The 20,467-nt window shown below is 44.6% G+C and carries 21 protein-coding genes; 10 read left to right on the forward strand and 11 right to left on the reverse strand.

Annotation, left to right across the window (positions count from 1 at the left end; all coding sequences use genetic code 11):
• Positions 1-37: 37 nt before the first annotated feature.
• From ACYVNW_RS15615 to ACYVNW_RS15635, 5 genes are all read right to left on the reverse strand, one after another.
• Positions 38-805 carry a TatD family hydrolase gene (locus tag ACYVNW_RS15615; RefSeq protein WP_460680807.1) on the reverse strand — a complete coding sequence of 256 codons (768 nt, stop codon included), beginning with the start codon at positions 803-805 and terminating at the stop codon, positions 38-40.
• A 46-nt stretch (positions 806-851) separates the two neighbouring features.
• The gene (locus ACYVNW_RS15620) at positions 852-1,829 is read right to left on the reverse strand and encodes an FKBP-type peptidyl-prolyl cis-trans isomerase (protein ID WP_460680808.1); all 978 of its coding nucleotides are present in this window, start codon (positions 1,827-1,829) and stop codon (positions 852-854) included.
• 58 nt (positions 1,830-1,887) lie between these two features.
• Complete coding sequence (locus tag ACYVNW_RS15625; protein ID WP_460680809.1) at positions 1,888-2,850, reverse strand: FKBP-type peptidyl-prolyl cis-trans isomerase; 963 nt, start codon at positions 2,848-2,850, stop codon at positions 1,888-1,890.
• A gap of 10 nt (positions 2,851-2,860) precedes the next feature.
• Positions 2,861-3,871 carry a DHH family phosphoesterase gene (locus ACYVNW_RS15630; RefSeq protein ID WP_460680810.1) on the reverse strand — a complete coding sequence of 337 codons (1,011 nt, stop codon included), beginning with the start codon at positions 3,869-3,871 and terminating at the stop codon, positions 2,861-2,863.
• Between the two features lie 140 nt (positions 3,872-4,011).
• Positions 4,012-4,680, reverse strand: a complete 669-nt coding sequence (locus ACYVNW_RS15635; protein WP_460680811.1) for a hypothetical protein — start codon at positions 4,678-4,680, stop codon at positions 4,012-4,014.
• Positions 4,681-4,819: 139 nt separating this feature from the next.
• Here ACYVNW_RS15635 and ACYVNW_RS15640 point away from each other — a divergent pair, with 139 nt between their 5' ends.
• Positions 4,820-5,239, forward strand: coding sequence for a nucleoside-diphosphate kinase (locus ACYVNW_RS15640; RefSeq protein WP_460680812.1), 420 nt, complete (start codon positions 4,820-4,822; stop codon positions 5,237-5,239).
• A gap of 505 nt (positions 5,240-5,744) precedes the next feature.
• On the forward strand, positions 5,745-5,942 hold the full coding sequence (locus ACYVNW_RS15645) for a hypothetical protein (RefSeq protein WP_460680813.1): 198 nt from the start codon (positions 5,745-5,747) through the stop codon (positions 5,940-5,942).
• Here the strand turns inward: ACYVNW_RS15645 and ACYVNW_RS15650 are convergent.
• The 4 genes from ACYVNW_RS15650 to ACYVNW_RS15665 form a co-directional block, all read right to left on the reverse strand.
• On the reverse strand, positions 5,929-6,219 hold the full coding sequence (locus tag ACYVNW_RS15650; protein ID WP_460680814.1) for a DciA family protein: 291 nt from the start codon (positions 6,217-6,219) through the stop codon (positions 5,929-5,931). The two genes, ACYVNW_RS15645 and ACYVNW_RS15650, sit on opposite strands and share 14 nt — an antisense overlap.
• Positions 6,203-7,312, reverse strand: a complete 1,110-nt coding sequence (recF, locus tag ACYVNW_RS15655) for a DNA replication/repair protein RecF (protein ID WP_460680815.1) — start codon at positions 7,310-7,312, stop codon at positions 6,203-6,205. The genes ACYVNW_RS15650 and recF overlap by 17 nt, the downstream gene beginning before the upstream one ends.
• 319 nt (positions 7,313-7,631) lie before the next feature.
• The gene (locus tag ACYVNW_RS15660; protein WP_460680816.1) at positions 7,632-8,138 is read right to left on the reverse strand and encodes an REP-associated tyrosine transposase; all 507 of its coding nucleotides are present in this window, start codon (positions 8,136-8,138) and stop codon (positions 7,632-7,634) included.
• A 418-nt stretch (positions 8,139-8,556) separates the two neighbouring features.
• Entirely contained in the window at positions 8,557-9,966 is a 1,410-nt protein-coding gene (locus ACYVNW_RS15665; RefSeq protein ID WP_460680817.1) for an alpha/beta hydrolase family protein, read from the reverse strand.
• 276 nt (positions 9,967-10,242) lie between these two features.
• Between ACYVNW_RS15665 and ACYVNW_RS15670 the strand changes: the two genes are divergently transcribed.
• The 7 genes from ACYVNW_RS15670 (at position 10,243) to ACYVNW_RS15700 (ending at position 15,340) form a co-directional block, all read left to right on the forward strand.
• Entirely contained in the window at positions 10,243-10,920 is a 678-nt protein-coding gene (locus ACYVNW_RS15670; protein ID WP_460680818.1) for a tetratricopeptide repeat protein, read from the forward strand.
• A gap of 27 nt (positions 10,921-10,947) precedes the next feature.
• On the forward strand, positions 10,948-11,442 hold the full coding sequence (ribH, locus tag ACYVNW_RS15675; RefSeq protein WP_460680819.1) for a 6,7-dimethyl-8-ribityllumazine synthase: 495 nt from the start codon (positions 10,948-10,950) through the stop codon (positions 11,440-11,442).
• Between the two features lie 242 nt (positions 11,443-11,684).
• Positions 11,685-12,014: a bacillithiol system redox-active protein YtxJ gene (gene ytxJ / locus ACYVNW_RS15680; RefSeq protein ID WP_460680820.1), complete on the forward strand. Its 330-nt coding sequence runs from the start codon at positions 11,685-11,687 to the stop codon at positions 12,012-12,014.
• Positions 12,015-12,156: 142 nt separating this feature from the next.
• The gene (gene lipA / locus ACYVNW_RS15685; RefSeq protein WP_460680821.1) at positions 12,157-13,035 is read left to right on the forward strand and encodes a lipoyl synthase; all 879 of its coding nucleotides are present in this window, start codon (positions 12,157-12,159) and stop codon (positions 13,033-13,035) included.
• A 24-nt stretch (positions 13,036-13,059) separates the two neighbouring features.
• Positions 13,060-13,611 (forward strand): RNA polymerase sigma factor, encoded by a 552-nt coding sequence (locus ACYVNW_RS15690; protein ID WP_460680822.1) that lies wholly within the window; start codon positions 13,060-13,062, stop codon positions 13,609-13,611.
• Position 13,612: 1 nt separating this feature from the next.
• Entirely contained in the window at positions 13,613-14,461 is an 849-nt protein-coding gene (locus ACYVNW_RS15695) for an anti-sigma factor (protein ID WP_460680823.1), read from the forward strand.
• 231 nt (positions 14,462-14,692) lie between these two features.
• Entirely contained in the window at positions 14,693-15,340 is a 648-nt protein-coding gene (locus ACYVNW_RS15700) for an START domain-containing protein (RefSeq protein ID WP_460680824.1), read from the forward strand.
• A 124-nt stretch (positions 15,341-15,464) separates the two neighbouring features.
• Here ACYVNW_RS15700 and ACYVNW_RS15705 read toward each other — a convergent pair whose 3' ends face one another.
• On the reverse strand, positions 15,465-16,667 hold the full coding sequence (locus tag ACYVNW_RS15705; RefSeq protein ID WP_460680825.1) for an acetate/propionate family kinase: 1,203 nt from the start codon (positions 16,665-16,667) through the stop codon (positions 15,465-15,467).
• A 95-nt stretch (positions 16,668-16,762) separates the two neighbouring features.
• On the reverse strand, positions 16,763-18,856 hold the full coding sequence (gene pta / locus ACYVNW_RS15710) for a phosphate acetyltransferase (RefSeq protein WP_460680826.1): 2,094 nt from the start codon (positions 18,854-18,856) through the stop codon (positions 16,763-16,765).
• Positions 18,857-19,326: 470 nt separating this feature from the next.
• Between pta and ACYVNW_RS15715 the strand changes: the two genes are divergently transcribed.
• Positions 19,327-20,418: a hypothetical protein gene (locus ACYVNW_RS15715; RefSeq protein ID WP_460680827.1), complete on the forward strand. Its 1,092-nt coding sequence runs from the start codon at positions 19,327-19,329 to the stop codon at positions 20,416-20,418.
• The last annotated feature ends 49 nt before the right edge of the window (positions 20,419-20,467 follow it).

Below are 20,467 nucleotides of genomic sequence, written 5' to 3' on the forward strand. Positions count from 1 at the left end.
TCGGATAAAAATATATAAAACAGGTTTAATTTATGGGTTACACACCGAAAATTCTTTTGGAATTAAGCGTAGTCACTTCAGCAACGTTTTCGATGCTTGTTTGGTGTAAATCGGCTATTTTTAGTGCAATATAAGTAAGGTAAGCGCTTTTATTAGGTTTGCCACGGTAAGGTACAGGAGTTAAATAGGGCGCATCGGTTTCCAGCACCAGGTGTTTTAAGTCCAGTTGTTGTACTACTTTATCCAACCCCGCATTTTTATAGGTAACCACACCGCCAATACCCAAGTAAAAGCCCAGATCAATAATTTGCTGAGCTTGCTCCAAAGTGCCCCCAAAGCAATGAAAGATGCCCCGTAGCTTCTCATCCTGCTCCTGCTGCAATATCTCATATCCCTCGTTAAACGCATTGCGGCAATGAATTACAATAGGTAAATCAATACTTTTAGCCCAGGCAATTTGTTGGTGAAAGGCGTCCTGCTGCTCTTTCAGGTAAGTAGTATCCCAATACAAATCAATGCCTATTTCGCCAACGGCATAAATTTTTAAATCACTTCCAGAGGTTTTAATCAAATCAATCTGCTCCTGCCAATCCGGCTTCACCTCGCAGGGGTGCAGGCCAAGCATGGCGTAGCAGTTTTGCGGATAAGTTTGCACCATATCGCGAATCAGTGGTACAGATTCGGCAGAAACATTGGGCAAAAACAGGCGGCTGATGCCGGTATCAAAGCATTGCTGCAAATGTTCGGCCCTTAAATCAGGGTCAGTATCGTAATACTGGTGGGTATGTGTATCGGTTAACACCATGCTGCAAATGTAAAAAAGGCTTCCGTTTATAGCGGAAGCCTTTTTGTCAGTTCTTTCTAACGTTTTTTCGGGGTGCAGTACGCGCCGGTGCCGCTTTAGCAGCGGCCGGTTTAGGGGCAGTATGTTTCTGCGGCTTTATTTTCACCAGTTCGATATCAAACACCAAAGTGCTGTAAGGAGGGATATCGCCCTGGCCCTGTCCGCCGTAACCCAAGTTTGAAGGAATAATTAAAGTGCCTTTAGAGCCTTGGTTCATCAGTAACAAGCCTTCATCCCAGCCTTGTATAACGCGGCCCTGGCCCAATACAAACTCAATGGGTTCATAAGGCCTGCCATCCTGAAATACACCGCCTGCTTTGGCATCAGCCGCAATGCTGGAGTCAAATACCTTACCGCTTAATAAACGGCCGGTATAATTGACCAGCAGGGTATCGCCGTTAACCGGCCTGCGGGCATTTGAGGGGCGGGTAATTACATACTTTAAACCTGAAGTTGTAGTGCGTACGGCCAACTTGTGGCTGGCTATGTACTTAGCGGCTTCAGTAGCTTCGGCTTGCTTTAATTTATCAAGCGCAGCCATCGCCTCGGCACGGGCCTCGGTTAAACTTTGGGCTTTAACTACTTTAATGGCGTAATTAACGGTGCTGCCTTTAGGTAAAAATGGCGGACGCTGAGTTTCAAGGCCGTTTTTGAAAATGGAGTCGGCCGGAATCCTGATCAATAAACTATCACCGGGCGCCACCTGGGTAAACACATCCATCAGGTCGGCTACGCTTTGCGAAGGTTGTACCCGTATTTGCACCGGGTGGCCTAACTGATAGCTGCTGAATAGTACTGAATCGCGCTCGGTTTTTTGGATTACATTGAACGTAACAATATCATCTAATTTGATTTTAGGAGCTGTACTATGAGTAAAAACACGGTAGGCCGCACCTTTTGGTGTACGAATGTAACCGGGTTGCGCCTGTGCCTGCAGCAGTGCGGCCAAGCAGCCGAACAGGCAGAAACTTAAAAACTTTTTCATTACGAACTAAAAGGGCCTTTCTGTTTCAAGAAAGGCCCGGTATGGAAATATAAGTTGATTATCGGGCTTGCGGCGCCATTGTTGCCGGTGCCTGTGGTTTTGGAGCATTAGGGTTTGGATGCACAATGTCAACCAATTCAACTTCAAACGCAATTGGCGCATAAGCCGGTACCGGACCTAAGCCTTGTGCACCGTAAGCCAGTTTTGACGGAATGAGGAAGGTTGCTTTAGCGCCTTTGTTCAGCAGCAATAAGCCTTCGTCCCAACCCGGAATTACAGCACCCATACCTACCGGTAAACGGATAGGCTCATAGTGGCGCATAGGGTCGAGCTTTTTGTTTTTGGCAGCTACTTCTTTAATGCTGGTATCAAACATGGTACCGTTGGTTAACGTGCCTACATAATTTACTACTGCAGTATCACCTTTGGCAATGGTAGGGCCAGAGCCTGGCTTGTCAATCTGGTACATCAAACCATCGGCAGTGGTAGTAAGCTTCAAGCCTTTGTCGGCAATATACTTTTTAATTTTTGCCGGTTCTTGCTTGTTTAAAGCTTCGGCCTGTGCTTTAAAATAATCCGTAACACGAGCCTGGAATACCGGGTCGGTTTGGTTGCCTTTGGCAATTACCTTATCAATTTTTACTTCGTAAGTAATGTACTTGCCTTTAAAGCCCGGAGGTTTAGGCTGACCTTTTTTAAATACCGAGTCGGCGTTTACTTTAATGGTAGCGCTGTCGCCTTCGCTCAGTAAGCTGATGCCTGCATATACATCGCCTTTGTATTGTGGCTTCGGCATCATGGTAGGTACCGGTTTGCCGGCATCATAAGTGCTGAACATTACCGAATCAGCATCATTTTTTGCAATTAAGTTGAGGCTTACAAAATCGCCTTCTTTAACAGTTTGGCCGGGTTTGTCGGTATGTATATCATAGAGTAAGCCGCCTTCGCCTTTTTTAAAGCCACTGTTGCAACTGGCCAGGCCAATAGCCGCAACAGCTAAAAACATTAAGTTTTTGTTCATTGGTTGTTTCTTATTGAATTAATAGTGTTTTATACTCGGGTAATATAGATTTAAATTGTTGTACTACAGCCTCCAGGCTATCTGATGATTGCCCCCCGGCTGCATTGCGGTGCCCGCCGCCATTGAAGTATTTTTTGCAAATTTCGTTGGCCGGAAACTCTGCCTTTGATCTTAACGACAGTTTTACTTTATCCTTGCGTTCTACCATAAAGGCCGCCAGGCGGATGCCGGTGATTGACAAGGCATAGTTCACTACGCCCTCAGTATCGCCTGTGGCAATATCATATTTTTCTAGTTCCTCGTGGGTAACTGATATAATAGCTGTATTGTATTCGCGCAGCACTTCCAGTTTGTTGCTCAGGCAATAGCCCAAAAAACGTAAACGATTTTCTGAGGCGCTATTGTATACCAGTTCATGAATACGCCAGTTTACGGCACCGGCATCAATCAAATCAGCCACCATGCGGTGCACAGCCGATGTGGTGTTGGGCAGTCGGAACGAGCCGGAATCGGTCATGATACCGGTGTACAGACAGGTGGCTACTTCAGGGGTAATTTTTTCCTTGTCGTTTAGCTCTGTGGCAATAAACTCATAAATGAGTTGTGCAGTAGCGCAAGCTTTAATATTCCAGTGGCGGTAATCATCAAATCCTTCAGGCTCCAGGTGGTGGTCAATCATCACCTTTTTTGCGGCTGAGGCACGCACCAGTTCGCCCATCTCATTAATGCGGCTCAGGGCATTAAAATCGAGGCAGAAAATCAGTTCAGCTTCGGCAATCAGTTGGGCTGATTGCTCGGGTTGTTCGGTGTAAATCATCACCTCCTCGTTGCCCGGCATCCAGCTCAAAAACTCCGGATAATCGGTAGGGGTAATCACCTGTACATAATGGCCCAGCTGTATCAGGTAATTATATAAACCTAAAGACGAACCCATGGCATCACCATCAGGTTTATGATGGGTGGTAATCACCACTTTGCGGGGCTGCGCCAATAGTTCGGTAAGCGAGGCTAACGTTAACATTCAGTATTCAAAAATAGCTGCAAAGCTAAGTAAATTAATTCAGAGATAGGATTAAGGATTTCGGATGTTCAAATCCGTATTGGAAAATGTTTAATGTGAAAAGTTTCTTTGAACAAGCGTTTTTGTGAGGATTCAAATAATTATTTAATCAGCCATGGAAACAACCATTCTAAAGCTTGCCTGAACTTCGATTGTTTTTTAGCATGGACGATGTGTTTATGGTTTGGTAATTCATCTTCAAAGAATAAGTTGTAGTCAGCTAAAGTGGTATCCTCAAGCCAGCGAAAACTGTTCGTGGTATTTACGTTAATGCCTTCTTCAGCATACTTTGTAAATGGTTCAGGTATCCATGCAAAAGCAACGGCAGTGTTCCATCTATTGTTAATGGAACTTAGATAAAACCAAGTATCTATTGGGGGCCAGTCATTGATATCAATGAAACCGTCGGTTGCGCTTTCTGAAGCACCGTCATACGTGGTGGTGTCCATCTCAACAAATAGTATTTTGCCTTCGCTGGTAAGTTTTGGTGAAGTGCCTGCCACTAATCTTTTGTGGATCATTTGTTCGTTGAACAAAGATTTGTATAACTCATTTTTATCAAGCGGATCAACTAACCACTCTGCAGTATTCCAATAAAAGTTTTTGTAATTAGAAACTTTATATGAAAACAAACTTTGCCCATTAATATCAGGATTGTAGCTGCGCAAAATTTGAGCTGGATTTAAATGTGTATTGTTTAGCTGAAGCGAGCAGTACTGCTGTGTGAGCAATAAATTCTCTTCAAATACTTTGCGGTCAATTGAGGGCATGGCTTGTGTTTAAAAGATTACTATAAGGGCAACAAGCACTGTATGCTGCCCTATGTTTCAGGCGGATAATGATAAAAATCCCAATTCAAACCTCCGATATCCGAAATTAAGCGTAATTTTGCGGCAATTTAAAAACACTATGGCAACCAACAAAACTTTCACCATGATTAAGCCTGATGCGGTAGCAAACGGCCACATTGGTGCAATTTTAGACAAGATTATTCAGGGCGGCTTCAAAATCAGCGCCATGAAGTATACTTACTTAACCCCTCAAAAGGCAGGCGAATTTTACGAAGTGCACAAAGAACGTCCGTTCTATAGTGCCTTGGTTGAATTCATGTCATCAGGCCCTATCGTAGCTGCTATTCTGGAAAAAGATAACGCAGTTGAAGATTTCCGTAAGCTGATTGGTGCTACCGATCCGTCTAAAGCAGAGCCGGGTACCATCCGTAACCTGTTTGCTAAATCAATTGATGCCAACGCGGTTCACGGGTCAGATTCTGACGAGAATGCCGCCATTGAAGGCAGTTTCTTCTTCTCAGGTTTCGAGAAGTTCTAAGCCGTACATCAGGTAAAATATCATAAAAGCCTTGCCGGTGCAGGTAAAGCGGAGCCGTTTTTAATGGCTGGCTTTTATATGCATTGGCAAGGCTTTTTTTTATGGGTGCTGCGCGCAGCAGGTGCAGCATGTGCAGCACTACGCAGCACGCGCAGCACCCTGAAGCAGTGCGCAGCACCCGCAGCAGTGGCGCAAACGTGTCAGTAATTTTTATTCAAATTGGTATAGCGATTGATGGTGCGACATCGCTCGCTATACAGAGGCGCTGATGCCTTCGTGCAACGTCCACGTCGTTACTCCTTGCCATGGCAGATGGTTGGACAGTTGTAATTTTGATGTTCTTTTACAGCTGCTCACATTCCAAACAGTGGTAAATTAAACGCCAAAAAATTAGCCGCCGGTTTGTGATTGCCGTTTATTGTGTTTAGCTTTACGCTTGTAAACCCCAAGCCTCATAACAATTGCCAAAATTGAACCTGTGTATTGGTAATTAAGTTATTGAATTATGAAACTGTTAGGTAGATACGTTGCTTACGCTGCTATTATGGTGCTGCTCATTATCGGCTCAGTGCTGCTGATTAAGAACCACCCTGAGGTGCAGTTTGCGTTCCTGATTCCGGGCGTGTTTATTGTTACTTATACCGTAATGCGCGATAACCTGTTTTCGCGCCAAACCACCCTGCGCTCTTTCAGAGGAAGATAATCTCTTCTACAATTACGCCTTCGGCTTTGCAATTAATGCGCTCCATAATCTGGCTCCGCATCATCATTAAATCTTTTTTCACTACTGAAGATTCTATCCGCAGGAACATTTTTTTGTTGCTGATGAATATTTCACTGGTGCGGTTGGCTACAGCTTTGCCCACAATTTCACTCCAGCCGGTAATCACGGCGGTTTCGTCCCAGCGGCGGCGTATTTTGTAAACATTCAGCATTTGCTCAATGGCTTCCTTCAGGGTCTTATCATTCGCTTTGCGCATCGGCTTCTCCTTGGTTTACGTAAAACAGTTTTACTTCTTCATTAATAGCGCCAAAGGTTTCTACTACCCGGCGGGGGCTGGCATCGGTAATAAATACCTGCCCAAACTCATGGGCCGATACCATTTGCATTAGTTTGGTAATGCGTTTCTCGTCCAGCTTATCAAAAATATCATCGAGCAGTAGCAGGGGCTTAAAGCCTTTTTGCTGCTGCAGGTAGCTGTACTGGGCCAGCTTGAGCGCAATCAAAAATGATTTTTGCTGCCCTTGCGACCCAAACTTTTTAAGCGGCATCTCGTGTATGGTAAATTCCATATCATCGCGGTGTATGCCGGCGGTGGTGCGCTGCAAAATGCGGTCTTTATCGGTGGTTTGGCTTAGCAGGCCGGCAAAAGGGGTGTTAAACAGTTGCGACTCGTAACTGAGCTTTACCTGCTCGGCATTATCACTAATAAAGGCATAGTATTGGTTAAATATACTGGTAAAGCTTTCCATAAAAGCTTTACGTTTTTCGAACAAACTGTTGCCGGCAGCTACCAGCTGCTCATCATAAATTTCCAGCAGGCTGGGATCGAACCGGCCGCTTTCGCCCATGCTTTTGAGCAGGATGTTGCGGTTGGTGAGTATCTTGTTATAGCCAATAAGCTCATCCAGGTAATAATGGTCGGTTTGCGAAATTACATTGTCCATAAAGCGGCGGCGTTCCTCACTGCCTTCCATAATAATGCTCACATCGTAAGGTGATACCATTACCAGCGGGAATAGCCCAATATGGTCGGCCAGGCGTGGGTATTCCTTTTTGTTGCGTTTAAACTGCTTTTTTTGATTGCGTTTTACCGCTACCGAAACCGTATCGTGCTGCTCATCGCGCACAAACTGGCCGCTCACCATAAAAAAATCGGTACCGTATTTAATCTGCTGGTTATCTATGGCGTTAAAATAACTTTTGCACAGCGAGAGATAATGGATGGCATCCAGCAAATTGGTTTTACCTGCCCCGTTATCGCCCACAAACGCATTTACCCCCTCGCTGAAAGTTAAATCAGCGTTGGTGTAATTTTTAAAGTTAATAAGCGACAGTTGTTGCAGATACATGGCGTTGCCCCAAAGGTAAAGCTTTAGGCTATTGCGTTATTAACAATCGGATGTGGAAATGTTGATGGAGGAAGAAGGAATTTAAAGTGCTATATGGCTCAAAAAAGGGCACTGCCTGTGGTTGGTGTTATCACCAACCACTCACATTTCCACAGGCTCAACCCAAATGATGAAATATCGCGTTTAGGTAAGTCACTGCATGAAGTGGTACGGTGATAACACCGACCACAGGAAGTGGCAGGAGAAATATGTATTAAATTTGTTAGTACCTTCGGTTGGTGTTATCACCAACCGCTCATACCCTACAAACCCAACCTATCTACACATGCTCCAGGTAGTGTGTAATTAAGGGATTGGTAGCACCCTTTAAATAATAAGCCGCAGAAGAATGCAAGTAATCTTCTTCCTGCACACAATACCCGGCTTTCACCGGGTTGTAATGTATATACTGTAGTTTCTGCTCCAGCACCTGCCGGTTGTGCAGTATTGCTTTGTGAGGCCGGCGTTCCCAAAACTGGTAAGCCCTGTCGCGTTGTGTGCTTTGGTAAGTACTTAAACTATTTGCATCCGCTATCAAACTAAATTTGAGTTGCTGTGCAGTATATTTAGCGAAATGCTGCTGGATGTTTTTATCCCGCCATTCCGGCTGTTTGCACCAAAGCAGATGAATATGGTTATGCATAATGACATAAGCGTACAACCAGATGCGTTTATCATCTACCAGAAATTGTAAACTGTCGAGTATGATTTGCTTATGCTCGTCCGGCTTGAGCAGTGGTTGCCAGTTGAGGCAGGTAGCGGTATAAAACTCAATTTCAGATGGCACGGCTGAAAATAAGGGTTAACTATGGTTTGTGCAAGTAGTGGTGCTTATATTAGGCTTGTGCTGGTATGGCGGTTGGTGATAACACCAACCGCAGGCAGTGAATTGGCCCCAATAGTAAATAAGCCTGCTCATCCCACTGTATACACATTACATAAAAGCTGAAAGCAGATACCATTATAAAAAATAGCAGGAAAACTGACTGTCCAGTCAGTTGAAACCAGTTTGGACCACTATGCTCTTCCATATCCATCGAGTAACAAAACTACATTTATTTGCCTGCGGTTGGTGTTATTACCAACCACTCATGACTGCATAGGCTCAACCCAATATATTTAATTAATAATTGAAAATAATGTTTCTGTTTAGGCACTGCAAGTAGTGGTTGGTGATAACATCAACTACAGGCAATGAATTCTTTTCATAGCTGGCTTATCCAAACCGACACTTTCTCTAATGCCACGGGATTCACTGTTTCTTCAATTTTTCCGTATTCGGCTACAGAACCGGTGTTTGCCTTCTGAAACAGGTGGTTCAGGCCGGGCAGGGTTACTTCCTGATGGTTTTTGTTGTCTGCTTTTTGTAAACTGTTTTTGATGGCTGCCAGGTTTGCGATGCTGTTCACCTGCATATCTAATGTGCCATTCAAGGCCAATACAGGGCATGTTACTTTTGTCAGGTAATCGGATGGGTTAACACTCATAAAATATCTGAACCAAGGGGTATTCACCTGGCTTATGGTTTGATTAATAATGTCATCCAACTTACTGTCGCCCAATGAACCGGCCGGATAACTGCGAAAGTCTTGCCGTAGCAGGGTATCCAGCTTTACCTTAAGTGCATCAGCAGATAAATTGGGGTACTGGTTAATGGCATTGTACAGCTTTTGATTGGTAGCCACATTCATTTTTACTACATCGGCCGAGGCACCGCTCAACCGGCTCTGATCGGCAGTTTGCTGTGCCATCAGTTGAGGAATGGGTACACCCGGGCCGGCCAGCAGTACTATAAAAGCCACATTTTTATTCCGGCTGGCAATCATTGGCGCAATCAGGCCGCCCTCACTATGGCCCATCAGGCCAATGGCTACGTCTTTCATATCGGGGCGAGCTTTTAAATACGCAACGGCAGCTTCGGCATCATCTGCAAAATCAGCTGAGGTAGCCTTGCTAAAATCGCCTGTGGATTTGCTTACACCCCGGTCATCATACCGTAGTACGGCGATGCCGTGGCGGGTCAAATAATCGCTCCATACCAAAAACGGTCGGTGCCCCAATAGCTCTTCATTACGGTTCTGTGCACCCGAACCGCTGATAAGGACTACTGCTTTTGAAAACTTACCGTCCTGCGGCAGGGTTAAAGTGCCGGCAAGTTGGTTGCCGCCTTTGGCATTGGTAAATAATACATCTTCTTGCTTGTATGGAAAATCAACGGGATCCTGTGGTTTGCGCACCACCGCTTTAGCTGCTGCGTCGGGCTGTTTAGTTTTGAATAAATTCAAGGGCAATTCAATACCGCCCTGCTTAAAGATACCGGCAATTTTAGCACTATCCGTGCGATAAGTGCCAGTGTAAGTAATCTTAAACTGACTGGCATCTATAGTAAGCTGGTTATTGATAAAAGTAGTTTTATCGGTAGCCAGGCCATTGGCGCCCTGGTCGGGGCTGTCAAAGGTAGAGGTGTAGATATCACCTGTTTTGCTGATATGAAACACCAGATGAATGTTGGTACCCTGTACAGCCAATGTGCCATACCAGGCCCCTTCAACAGATTGAGCCTTAGTATATAGTATATTAAACAGTAAGCCAAGCAGCAAAGTCCATTTTTTCATGGTGTAATATTTTTGAGTGATTTAAGTTTAAATAGCTTATCACTAAGCTAAAACTATTTAGAATATTGCTGTGATAAAATATGTTAAATAAGTTGCTATTACTTTAAACTCACTTTACGATAAGTAGCTTTATTGCAGCACAGCCCCTGTTGAGTGCAGAATTAATAAAGGCATTATTTCTTTAACCCATGAGTATCAATACGTTTTTCATGAAAAAGCACTTGCTTAAATTCAATAAAACCTTATTTTTGCACTCCTAATTTTAGAATTATAGTGATGTTGAAACCCGAAGCCAATACTAAAGTTACACCTGAGCCAAAACAATTTGGGCAAACCGGCAGCTTTGTGCGCGATAATCAAAAAAGCCTGTTGTTTATCAGTGTGGCTGTATTAGCACTGATTGTAGGTTATATTGCCTACCAGAAATTATACCTGGCCCCACGCGAGGTAAAAGCCACCGACCAAATGTATGTAGCGCAGCAAGCCTGGCAGCAAAAAAACTGGGACAAAGCCCTCAAAGGCGATGCCGGCTACCCCGGATTCGAAAAAATCATCAGCGAATACAGCAATACCAAGGCCGCTAACCTAGCGTATTATTATGCAGGTATCGCTTACTTAAACAAAGGCCAGTATGGCAAAGCGGTAGAGAACCTCACCAATTACCATGGCGATGATTATATGATTGCCGCCGAAGCTTTGGGCAGCACCGGTGATGCTTACGTGCAGATGAACAAGCTGAGCGATGCCGAATCTTATTTCAAAAAAGCAGCTGACAAAGCCAACAACAAATTTTTAAGTCCGCTTTATTTAAAGAAACTGGGCTTGGTGTACGAGGCAGAAAATAAGCCGAAAGACGCACTGGATACTTACAAAAAGATCAAAGCTGATTATCCGGAAAGCACAGAGGCGCAAAGCATTGATGCTTATATTGGCCGCACCGAAGCTAAACAATAATATTACACTTAATACCGAGCCGCTTACATGGCCACATACTTAAAAAATCTATCAGACTTTTCGGGCACTCATGTGCCCGATGCTGTTAATTACCGTTTCGGCATTGTAGTGGCCGAGTGGAATGCGCAGATTACCAACGCACTGTACCAAGGCGCTTATCATAGCCTTATTCAATACGGAGCCAAGGAAGAAAACATTGTTACTTACCCGGTACCGGGGAGTTTCGAGTTAACCTCGGGCGCTGATATACTGCTGCAAAAACTTGATTTAGATGCCGTGATTTGCTTAGGTTGCGTAATACAAGGCGAAACCCGGCATTTCGATTTTATTTGCAACGCCGTAGCCAATGGCATCAGCAATGTATCCATCAAACACAATAAGCCTGTAATTTTTGGTGTGCTTACTACTGATAACGAGCAGCAGGCCTTAGACCGCGCCGGTGGCAAGCATGGTAACAAAGGCGATGAAGCTGGTGTAACCGCCATAAAAATGGCGCATCTGGCTGCAACAGTAAGCCAATAAATTGCGTATAATTGTTTGATTTTAAAACGCTCAATACAATGAAGAAACTGATTTGCATAGGTTTACTGGCCCTTTCGCTGGGTAGTGTGGTATCATCATGCTCAAATAAACTATGCCCGGCTTATAACTCTTATCCGCGCCGCGGCCGCTAACCATAATTGTGTCATTTTAAAACTGTTCGTATAAAGCAACTGTTTTAACTTATAATTTTGAAGCAGATTTGAATTAAGGAACACGATAATATGAATTGGACCCAGTTAAATTCGGCTACACAGCTGGATGATATTAAAGCGCACGAAGGCTACGCCATTATTTTTAAGCACAGCACCCGCTGCTCTATCAGCATGATGGCTAAAAAACGTTTTGAATTAGACGGCGATAAACTGCCCGACAGTATTCCGCTTTATTTTCTGGATCTGATTAAATTCCGTGATTTGTCAAATCAGGTGGCCAATGATTTTCAGGTACATCACGAGTCGCCGCAACTGCTGCTGATCAAAAGCGGCGAGTGTATATTAGACCAGTCGCACGGTGCTATCTCGGTTGACGAAACCTTAGAGATGGTACAATAAGCTATAATATGTAAGATATTTAAAGCGCTTCGTTAGAAGCGCTTTTTTTTGTATCTGCATTTAACTGTTACTTCATATATCATTTGCACGTAACACTTTTCAGTCAACAGCTTCGTATATATATTTTAACTATTTTTGTAGTATGATTGATTTGCCGGTAATCCCAGCCAACCAGGTACAGCGCAAGCCCGACTGGTTGAGGGTAAAACTTCCTGTAGGTAAAGAGTACGCACATGTACGCAGTTTGGTAGATACCCATAAGCTGCACACCATTTGCGAAAGCGGTAACTGCCCCAATATGGGCGAGTGCTGGGGTGCTGGTACAGCCACTTTCATGATATTGGGCAACATCTGTACCCGTTCCTGCTCGTTTTGTGCCGTAGCCACCGGCCGGCCGCTGGCGGTTGATATGGATGAGCCCAACCGCGTAGCCAATTCAGTAAAGTTGATGCAGGTGAAGCATTGTGTAATCACTTCTGTTGACCGTGATGATCTGAAAGATGGCGGCTCTATCATCTGGGCCGAAACCATCAATGCCATCCGCCGCGAAAGCCCTGAAACTACGCTGGAAACCCTGCTGCCCGATTTTAAAGGCAACTGGGAGAACCTGGCCCGTGTACTGGCCGTGCGCCCCGAGGTGGTATCACACAACCTGGAGACCGTGCGTCGCTTAACCCGCGAGGTGCGTATACAGGCCAAATACGATCGCAGTTTAGAGTGCCTGAAGCAGATTTCAGAAGCCGGCTTGCGTACCAAGTCAGGTATTATGCTGGGTTTGGGCGAGCAGGAAGAAGATGTAATTGAGGCAATGGAGGATTTGCTGGCTGCAGGCGTGCATATATTAACACTGGGGCAGTATCTGCAGCCTACCCGCAGCCACCACCCGGTAATAGATTGGGTAACCCCTGAGCAGTTCAAAAAATATAAAGACATAGGTTTGGCCATGGGCTTTAAGTATGTAGAGAGCGGGCCGCTGGTGCGTTCATCTTACCATGCCGAAAAGCACTTGTTTGATATTTGATAAATCCTTTCTACCTTCAACCCATTGACCAAGAAACACAAAATAACCCTGAGCGAGGAGGAACTGATACTGGCTTTGCGCCGCCGCGAAAAAGTGGCTGCCGAAGCTTTGTATGATATGTATTCGGCTGCGCTGTTTGGGGTAATTTCCCGCATTGTAAATGATGAGGCCACAGCCGAAGACGTTTTGCAGGAAACTTTTATAAAAATATGGAATTCTTTTTCGGGCTATAGTGCCGAAAAAGGCCGCCTGTTTACCTGGATGATTAATATTGCCCGTAATTTGGCAATTGATAAAGTTCGATCCAAAGACTTTAAAAATCAATCTAAAAACCAGGAGCTTGAAAATAACGTAACTTTCATAGACGAGCAAAAAAACACAGTTTACAACCCTGATTTGCTTGGCTTAAAAGATTTAGTGGAAACGCTGAGACCCGAGCAGAAACTGATTCTTGACTTCATATATTTTAAAGGTTATACGCATGTAGAAGCTGCCGAAGAACTGGGCATACCCTTAGGTACGGTAAAAACCAGATTGAGAATGGCCATACAGCAGTTAAGAACACATTTTAATTAAAGTGGAAGAACAGGTTAACACATACATTAACTCGGGTATACTTGAACTATACGTACTCGGCAGCCTTACCCCCCATGAACAGCGGGAGGTAGAAGAAATGGCTGCCCGGTATCCGGAGGTGCGTACAGAATTGCAGGAGATTGAAAAATCAATGCACTTATATGCCGAGGAGCACGCCATTGAGCCGCCGGCTACTACCAAAGACCGGGTGCTGAACAGTTTAATTACCAACTTGGCCGATGATCGTAATTTAACATCGTCCGTACACCAGCAAGAGACGAAAAGGGCCGAAGCCAAGCTGGTGGATATGAGAGCCGGGCGCCAAACTTCGTTTTACAAGTATGCATTTGCAGCTTCGTTATTGTTGCTGTGCTTAAGTATTGCGGCTTTGGCTACCTTGTATAATAGTTTACAAAAGGCTAACGGGCAATTATTAAGTCTGCAAACGCAAAATCAGAAATTCAGCAACCTGGTAAAATACCAGTCTGATGTGCTGGATGTGTATCAAGGTAACGACTTTAAGCGTGTTACGCTGAAAGGTATGCCTAAGTCGCCTAACTCTACATTAGATGTGGCTTTTAGCCCGGCTAAAAAGAAGGTGATGCTGAGTACTGCCCATATGAACTTGCCGGTTAATGATAAAAGTCACCAATACCAGTTATGGGCTTTGGTAAACGGGAAACCGGTTGATTTGGGTGTATTTGATGCGCAAACCGATTCGGCAACCAATCAGGGCATGCTCGAAATGAAATCCATTGCTGCGGCTGATGCGTTTGCCGTAACGCTTGAGCCACGCGGTGGCAGTACAAACCCTACACTTACCGAAATGATGGTAATGGCAAAGCTATAATTTAGCTTTGCTGTTATTTCCATCTGTATAAAGGTATAACAACATATTTTTTAATTATAGCAGCGCAACTGTACAGCAGTTGCGCTGCTGCATTATATACCATTGTTTTAGTGAGAATTGCTATCGGTTAATTTATATTTGATTCAGCTTAAACAAAAGCATGTATTTGAAGTCATAACCTGCATTGCTACTGCCTGTAACTGCGCAGTATATAATTGTTTATTACCCAATATGTATAAAAAAATATGGATAGCACTTATTGCGTGCATTTCTGTTCTTTCAGGTTTTGCCCAGCAGCCCTGGCAGCTTAGCACCAATCAGGATGGTATTAAAGTATATACACGCCCGGTTACCAATTCTAAATTCAAAGCTTTAAAGGTAGAATGTGAGCTAAATGCGACGCCTACACAGGTGGCGGCATTGCTGCTGGATGTAGATGCCTGCAAAGATTGGGTTTACCACACCAAATCCTGCACATTGCTGAAGCGTGTATCACCATCTGAACTGTATTATTATTCGGAAGTAAGCGTGCCCTGGCCAGCCGAAAACCGCGACTTTATTGCCCATGTAATCATCACACAAAACCCCGAAACTAAAGCAGTAACGATGGATGCACCTTGCGTGCAGGGTATGGTGCCTGTGAAGAGCGGCATTGTACGCATTGAGCATTCTACCGGGCGGTGGACCATTACTCCGGCAGGAAGCAATCAAGTAAAGATAATTTACGAGTTACAGGTAGATCCGGGTGGTGATATCCCGGCTTGGCTCACCAATATGTTTGCCACGCAGGGGCCGCTGCAAAGTTTCAAAGCGTTGCGCCAGCAATTGCAAAAGCCGGCTTATCGTAATGCACGGTTAGCTTTTATTAAAGAAGAGTAAGCAGATTCGGCTTTGAAAAAGAATGTCATTGCGAGGAACGAAGCAATCTCGTAGCTGTGCTTGTTCGATATGTTGGTGACGGGATTGCTTCGTTCCTCGCAATGACAAGTTTGGAGAATTACTATCACTTACTTACCAAACTATAGCACAAACTGGCAATCTCCAGCTCTTCGTTGGTGGGTACAATTAAAACTTTCACTTTTGATAACGGCGACTGTATTTCGCGAATCCCTTTCGCACGGGTACTGTTAACGGCTTCGTCTAACTCAATGCCTAAATAGTTTAAGTTTTTACAGGCCAGCTGGCGGGTTAATGCATCATTTTCACCTACACCGGCGGTAAATACCAAGGCGTCCAGTCCATTCAATACGGCTGCATAAGCACCAATGTATTTTTTTATACGGTAGGCGTACATCTCGTAAGCCAGCTGGGCATTGGCATCGCCACGCTCAATGGCAGCAGTAATATCGCGCATATCGCTATAGCCGGTGAGGCCCAGCATACCGCTTTGTTTATTCAGTATTTCAGTTACCTGTTCGCTGGTAAAGCCTAATTGGTTTACCATATAAAAAATTACCGATGGGTCTATATCACCTGAGCGGGTGCCCATAATCAATCCGGCCAGCGGGCCTAAACCCATGCTGGTATCTTTACATACGCCGCCATCAACCGCCGCCATGCTACAGCCATTACCCAGATGAATGCTGATGAGTTTGGCATCGGGCTTTTGCAAATAACCAGCCGCCTCGCGGGTTACATACTGGTGGCTGGTGCCATGAAAGCCATAAACGCGGATATGATGCTCGTTGTATAATGAGTTGGGTATAGCAAAGCGATAAGCCATAGCGGGCAGCGTTTGGTGAAAGGCGGTATCAAATACCGCCACTTGCGCAGCCTGCGTAAATATGCTTTCGGCTACCTCAACACCTAATAAGCTTGGCGGGTTATGTAAGGGAGCTAAAGCGAACAGTTTTTTAATCTCTGCTTTTACTTCAGTTGTAATTAAGATAGGGGCTGCAAAGCGGTCACCGCCGTGTACAATGCGGTGGCCAATGACTTTAATCTCATCCGGACTGGTAATTACGCCGATCTCAGCATCTGTAAGCAGCTGTACTGCATGTTCAAGGCCTTTGTGATGGTTGGCTATGGGCAGGGTTAATTTGCGGCTCTGCTCTTCTCCGGCGGTGTTATAAACCTTATGGGTAATCACCGCATCGCCCATACCAATGCGCTCAATTAAGCCTGAGCATACCGGCTGATTGTCCGGCATCCGGAATAGCTGATATTTAATAGAGCTGCTGCCCGAGTTAATAACGAAGATGTTCATATTGCTTATGGTTGATAGTTCATGGTTGATGGTTCATAGTAAGAATTTGAATTTTATTTTGCTATGATCTATGATCTATCAACTATGAACCAAAATTAATTTCCCTGCCCCTGTATAGCAGTAATAATTACGGTATTAAAAATATCATCCACTGTACAGCCGCGGCTCAAATCATTTACCGGCTTGTTCAGTCCCTGCAGCATAGGGCCAATGGCCAAAGCACCGGTTTCGCGCTGTACCGCTTTATAAGTATTGTTGCCAGTATTCAAATCAGGGAAGATGAGCACGCTGGCCTGGCCGGCTACTTCCGATCCGGGTAGTTTGCTGTTACCCACAATAGGGTCAACAGCGGCATCGTATTGGATTGGGCCTTCTACTTTTAAATCAGGCCGTTTCAATTTTACCAGTTCGGTGGCCCGGCGTACTTTTTCCACATCTTCGCCCTCGCCCGAGGTGCCCGATGAATAGGACAACATGGCTACCCTCGGCTCAATACCAAAACGCTGACTGCTCTCTGCCGAAGAAATGGCAATCTCGGCCAGTTGCTCGGCGGTAGGGTTGGGGTTTACGGCGCAGTCACCAAACACCGATACGCGGTCGGGTAAACACATGAAGAATACAGAGGAAACCACTGAAATGCCCGGCTTGGTTTTGATAAACTGTAAGGCTGGCCTAATGGTATGCTGTGTGGTATGCACCGCGCCCGATACCATACCATCAGCATGGCCCTTATACACCATCATGGTACCAAAATACGATACGTCGGTCATCATATCGCGGGCCATCTCCAGGTTTACATTTTTGTTTTTGCGCAGCTCATACAGGGTTTCTACATAGTCTTCGTACAAGTGCGAAGCTGCCGGATTAATCACATGAATTTTATTCAAATCCAGCTCCAGGCCTAAGCGCTTGCTGCTGGTCATGATGTCTTCGGGGTTACCCAGAATGGTCAATTCCACAATATCCTGGGCAACCAGGCGGGCAGCGGCTTTCAGTATGCGTTCATCGTTACCCTCGGGCAATACAATGTGCTTACGCTGACTTTTGGCCCAATTGGTAATCTGGTACTGGAACATGCGCGGCGTAATGCCCCCGCCGGCTTTAAAGGTGATAATGCGCTGGTCTAAAGTTTTTACATCTACATACTTGTTAAATGTATCAACAGCCAGTTGTACCTTCTTGGTATTATCCGGCGTGATGCGCGAGCGGATGTTACCGATATTGGTGGTGGTTTGAAAAGTGCCTGTTTTTACCGCAATAATGGGCACTACAGTTTGCAAGCCTTCAATCAGCCTGATGATAGGCTCTTCCGGCTCGCTGCCTGCAGTAAGTACAATGCCGGCCACCTGCGGATAACTGGTAGAGAGGTTGGCCTGTAGGGCAGCAATAATAATATCGCCACGGTCACCGGGAGTAACAATCAATACATTCTCGTTTAAAAAGTTCAGGAAGTTAGGCACCTGCATGGCACCGGTTACAAAATTGTCTACCTGGTTAGTCAGGCGTTCTTTGCCGAACAATAGCTTACCACCCAGGCTATCTAATATTTCCTGCATGGTAGGGGCGTGCAGGCCCTTTTCGGCAGGAATGATGTTAATGGTGATATCCTGCGGTAGCTGCTCCCTTAAAAGTTCCGATACGTCGCTTACCTGGCTGGTATCTACCTTGTTTACAATAAGGGCAAGTACCTGTATTTCGCGGGCCTCAAAGTTGCGTACTACGGTAATGGCGGCATTCACTACCTGCGCTGTAGTTTTACCCTCGCCAGGGATCACCACAATGGCCGGTGCCCCCAGGTTTTTAGCTATAGATACATTAATTTCAAACTCAAAGGCAGTGCCTTCGCCTTCATAATCACTACCTTCAATTACCGTGAAGTCGTACTGGTCTTCCAGTTGCTTGTATTTGTGGATAATGGTATCAATCATTTCGCCCTGGTTCTCGCCTTCCATGCGGTGCATGGCTTCGGGCCAAGTAAAGGCATAGGCATCCTCATAGCTCACCGGCAGATCAAAGAATTTTAATACGGTTTGAATATGGTCGTCGGCCTTACCCGGAGCGCTGCTAATGATAGGTTTATAAAAGCCTATTTTCTGGGCTTTGCCCAGCAGCATATTAATTAAACCCAATGATACAATGGACTTGCCGCTATTGGGCTCGGTACTGGTTACAAAAACAGTTTTAATCATTTACGTCGCCAATTTATACAGATAGATGCACGGTAAAAACAGTATTGACAAACATAGCAAGTAATAGTTCACAAAGCATGTAGGTTTTATAATAATTATTAGCCTGTTTTATTTGTCGTTTAAATTAAACGGTAATGAATATTTGCTTGCTTATTTATACGGTGTTAGTGTTTTTGATTGTTGAAATAATGCAGTAAAAATCATAATAAATTTAATTGTTAAAAACTGGGTTGATTAAATTCTTATTAAGAGCGATTTCGATCCTAAACACCTATAAATAAAATAATAAAAATAATTTTTAAATGCTAATATTTTTAGCTATTTTTATGCTGTAATCAAAGGATGATGTACTATTCATAGTGTTTTTTGTGATAGGATTTTTTCATGACATAATAGCACTTTCTTTTAACGAAATTTATGCCTAATTGGCGATAAATTGAGTGAGGCATTCAATTTGATATATAGTGCATATGCAAGCCGATACGATAGATTTAAGAACCAACAAAAAGATTAAAACAACAGCGATGGAAGCGTTAGAATTAACCATGATTAGTGATGAAATGCAATCATCTATTACCCACATGGCGCAAATGCGCAATGCCCTGATTGCATTTACAAAAGAGGTGCTGGTAAAGGATCAGGATTATGGCGTAGTTCCTGGCGTGCAAAAACCAACACTGTTAAAACCAGGTGCTGAGAAACTAATGAACTTATTCAATATGTCGGTAGAATTTGAGTGTACCGATAAAGTGTTGGATTTACATTCGAAGTTTCTGGCCTATACTTATAAAGCTACAGCCAAAACAGCATTGGGTCGTATAGTTACCCAGTGTGAAGGCAGCGTTAACAGCTACGAACCTAAGTACCGCTATGTATGGATGGAAAAAGCCAAACCCGACCAGGCTACGCAAGATCGCTTGAAGGCTGAAGGTACCGGTAAGTTCCGCAAAAGCAGCAGTGGCTGGATTTGGGTAGAGCGTACTGAAAACCCTGATTTGGTGGGCTTGCAAAATACCATGCAAAAAATGGCGCAAAAACGTGCCTTTGTAGGCGCTATCCTGTTAGCTACCAATGCATCTGAATTTTTTACCCAGGATGTGGAAGATATGGGCTTTATTGATGTAGAAGCTACCGTGGTAGACAGCAAGCCTGCAGAGAAAGCAGTAGCTACTAAACAGCAGCCTGCTGCCCCTGCACCCATAGTAGAAAAACCGGTAGCCGATAAACCTGTAGCAGAAAAAGCTGCTCCGGTTGAAAAGCCGGCTATTGATAACCCCGTAGCTGATAAGCAGCCGCAACCTGTAACTGCTAAACTAGCTGTACCCGAGCAGCCTGCCGCCCAGCAACCGGCTAAGCGTAAAACAGCAAAAGTGGCTGATGTAGCTGCCGCTGTGCCTGATCCTGCCATTCCGGGTGAGACACGCCTGGCTATAGCACAGGCCAAGGATGTAGCCGCATTGTATATCATCCATAAAAACAATGTCGGTTTACACCATAATGATCAGTTTATTAAACTGCTTTCGGCTAAGAAAGCAGAGATCAGAAAAGGTGTAGCCGCTTAATATAGATTAAACCTCAAAATATGAAAACCTGCAATTCCCTGTTGCAGGT

It is taken from the genome of Mucilaginibacter koreensis (assembly GCF_054783355.1).

Bases quoted from the DNA above. Each gene is read 5' to 3' on its own strand.
- ACYVNW_RS15645 (WP_460680813.1), top strand. From the start codon at position 5,745: ATGAAACTGTTAGGTAGATACGTTGCTTACGCTGCTATTATGGTGCTG.
- ACYVNW_RS15625 (WP_460680809.1), bottom strand. From the start codon at position 2,850: ATGAACAAAAACTTAATGTTTTTAGCTGTTGCGGCTATTGGCCTGGCC.
- ACYVNW_RS15630 (WP_460680810.1), bottom strand. From the start codon at position 3,871: ATGTTAACGTTAGCCTCGCTTACCGAACTATTGGCGCAGCCCCGCAAA.
- ribH (WP_460680819.1), top strand. From the start codon at position 10,948: ATGGCCACATACTTAAAAAATCTATCAGACTTTTCGGGCACTCATGTG.
- ytxJ (WP_460680820.1), top strand. From the start codon at position 11,685: ATGAATTGGACCCAGTTAAATTCGGCTACACAGCTGGATGATATTAAA.
- ACYVNW_RS15615 (WP_460680807.1), bottom strand. From the start codon at position 805: ATGGTGTTAACCGATACACATACCCACCAGTATTACGATACTGACCCT.
- ACYVNW_RS15665 (WP_460680817.1), bottom strand. From the start codon at position 9,966: ATGAAAAAATGGACTTTGCTGCTTGGCTTACTGTTTAATATACTATAT.
- pta (WP_460680826.1), bottom strand. From the start codon at position 18,856: ATGATTAAAACTGTTTTTGTAACCAGTACCGAGCCCAATAGCGGCAAG.
- ACYVNW_RS15635 (WP_460680811.1), bottom strand. From the start codon at position 4,680: ATGCCCTCAATTGACCGCAAAGTATTTGAAGAGAATTTATTGCTCACA.
- ACYVNW_RS15715 (WP_460680827.1), top strand. From the start codon at position 19,327: ATGCAAGCCGATACGATAGATTTAAGAACCAACAAAAAGATTAAAACA.
- recF (WP_460680815.1), bottom strand. From the start codon at position 7,312: ATGTATCTGCAACAACTGTCGCTTATTAACTTTAAAAATTACACCAAC.
- ACYVNW_RS15700 (WP_460680824.1), top strand. From the start codon at position 14,693: ATGTATAAAAAAATATGGATAGCACTTATTGCGTGCATTTCTGTTCTT.
- ACYVNW_RS15670 (WP_460680818.1), top strand. From the start codon at position 10,243: ATGTTGAAACCCGAAGCCAATACTAAAGTTACACCTGAGCCAAAACAA.
- ACYVNW_RS15705 (WP_460680825.1), bottom strand. From the start codon at position 16,667: ATGAACATCTTCGTTATTAACTCGGGCAGCAGCTCTATTAAATATCAG.
- ACYVNW_RS15640 (WP_460680812.1), top strand. From the start codon at position 4,820: ATGGCAACCAACAAAACTTTCACCATGATTAAGCCTGATGCGGTAGCA.
- lipA (WP_460680821.1), top strand. From the start codon at position 12,157: ATGATTGATTTGCCGGTAATCCCAGCCAACCAGGTACAGCGCAAGCCC.
- ACYVNW_RS15650 (WP_460680814.1), bottom strand. From the start codon at position 6,219: ATGCGCAAAGCGAATGATAAGACCCTGAAGGAAGCCATTGAGCAAATG.
- ACYVNW_RS15620 (WP_460680808.1), bottom strand. From the start codon at position 1,829: ATGAAAAAGTTTTTAAGTTTCTGCCTGTTCGGCTGCTTGGCCGCACTG.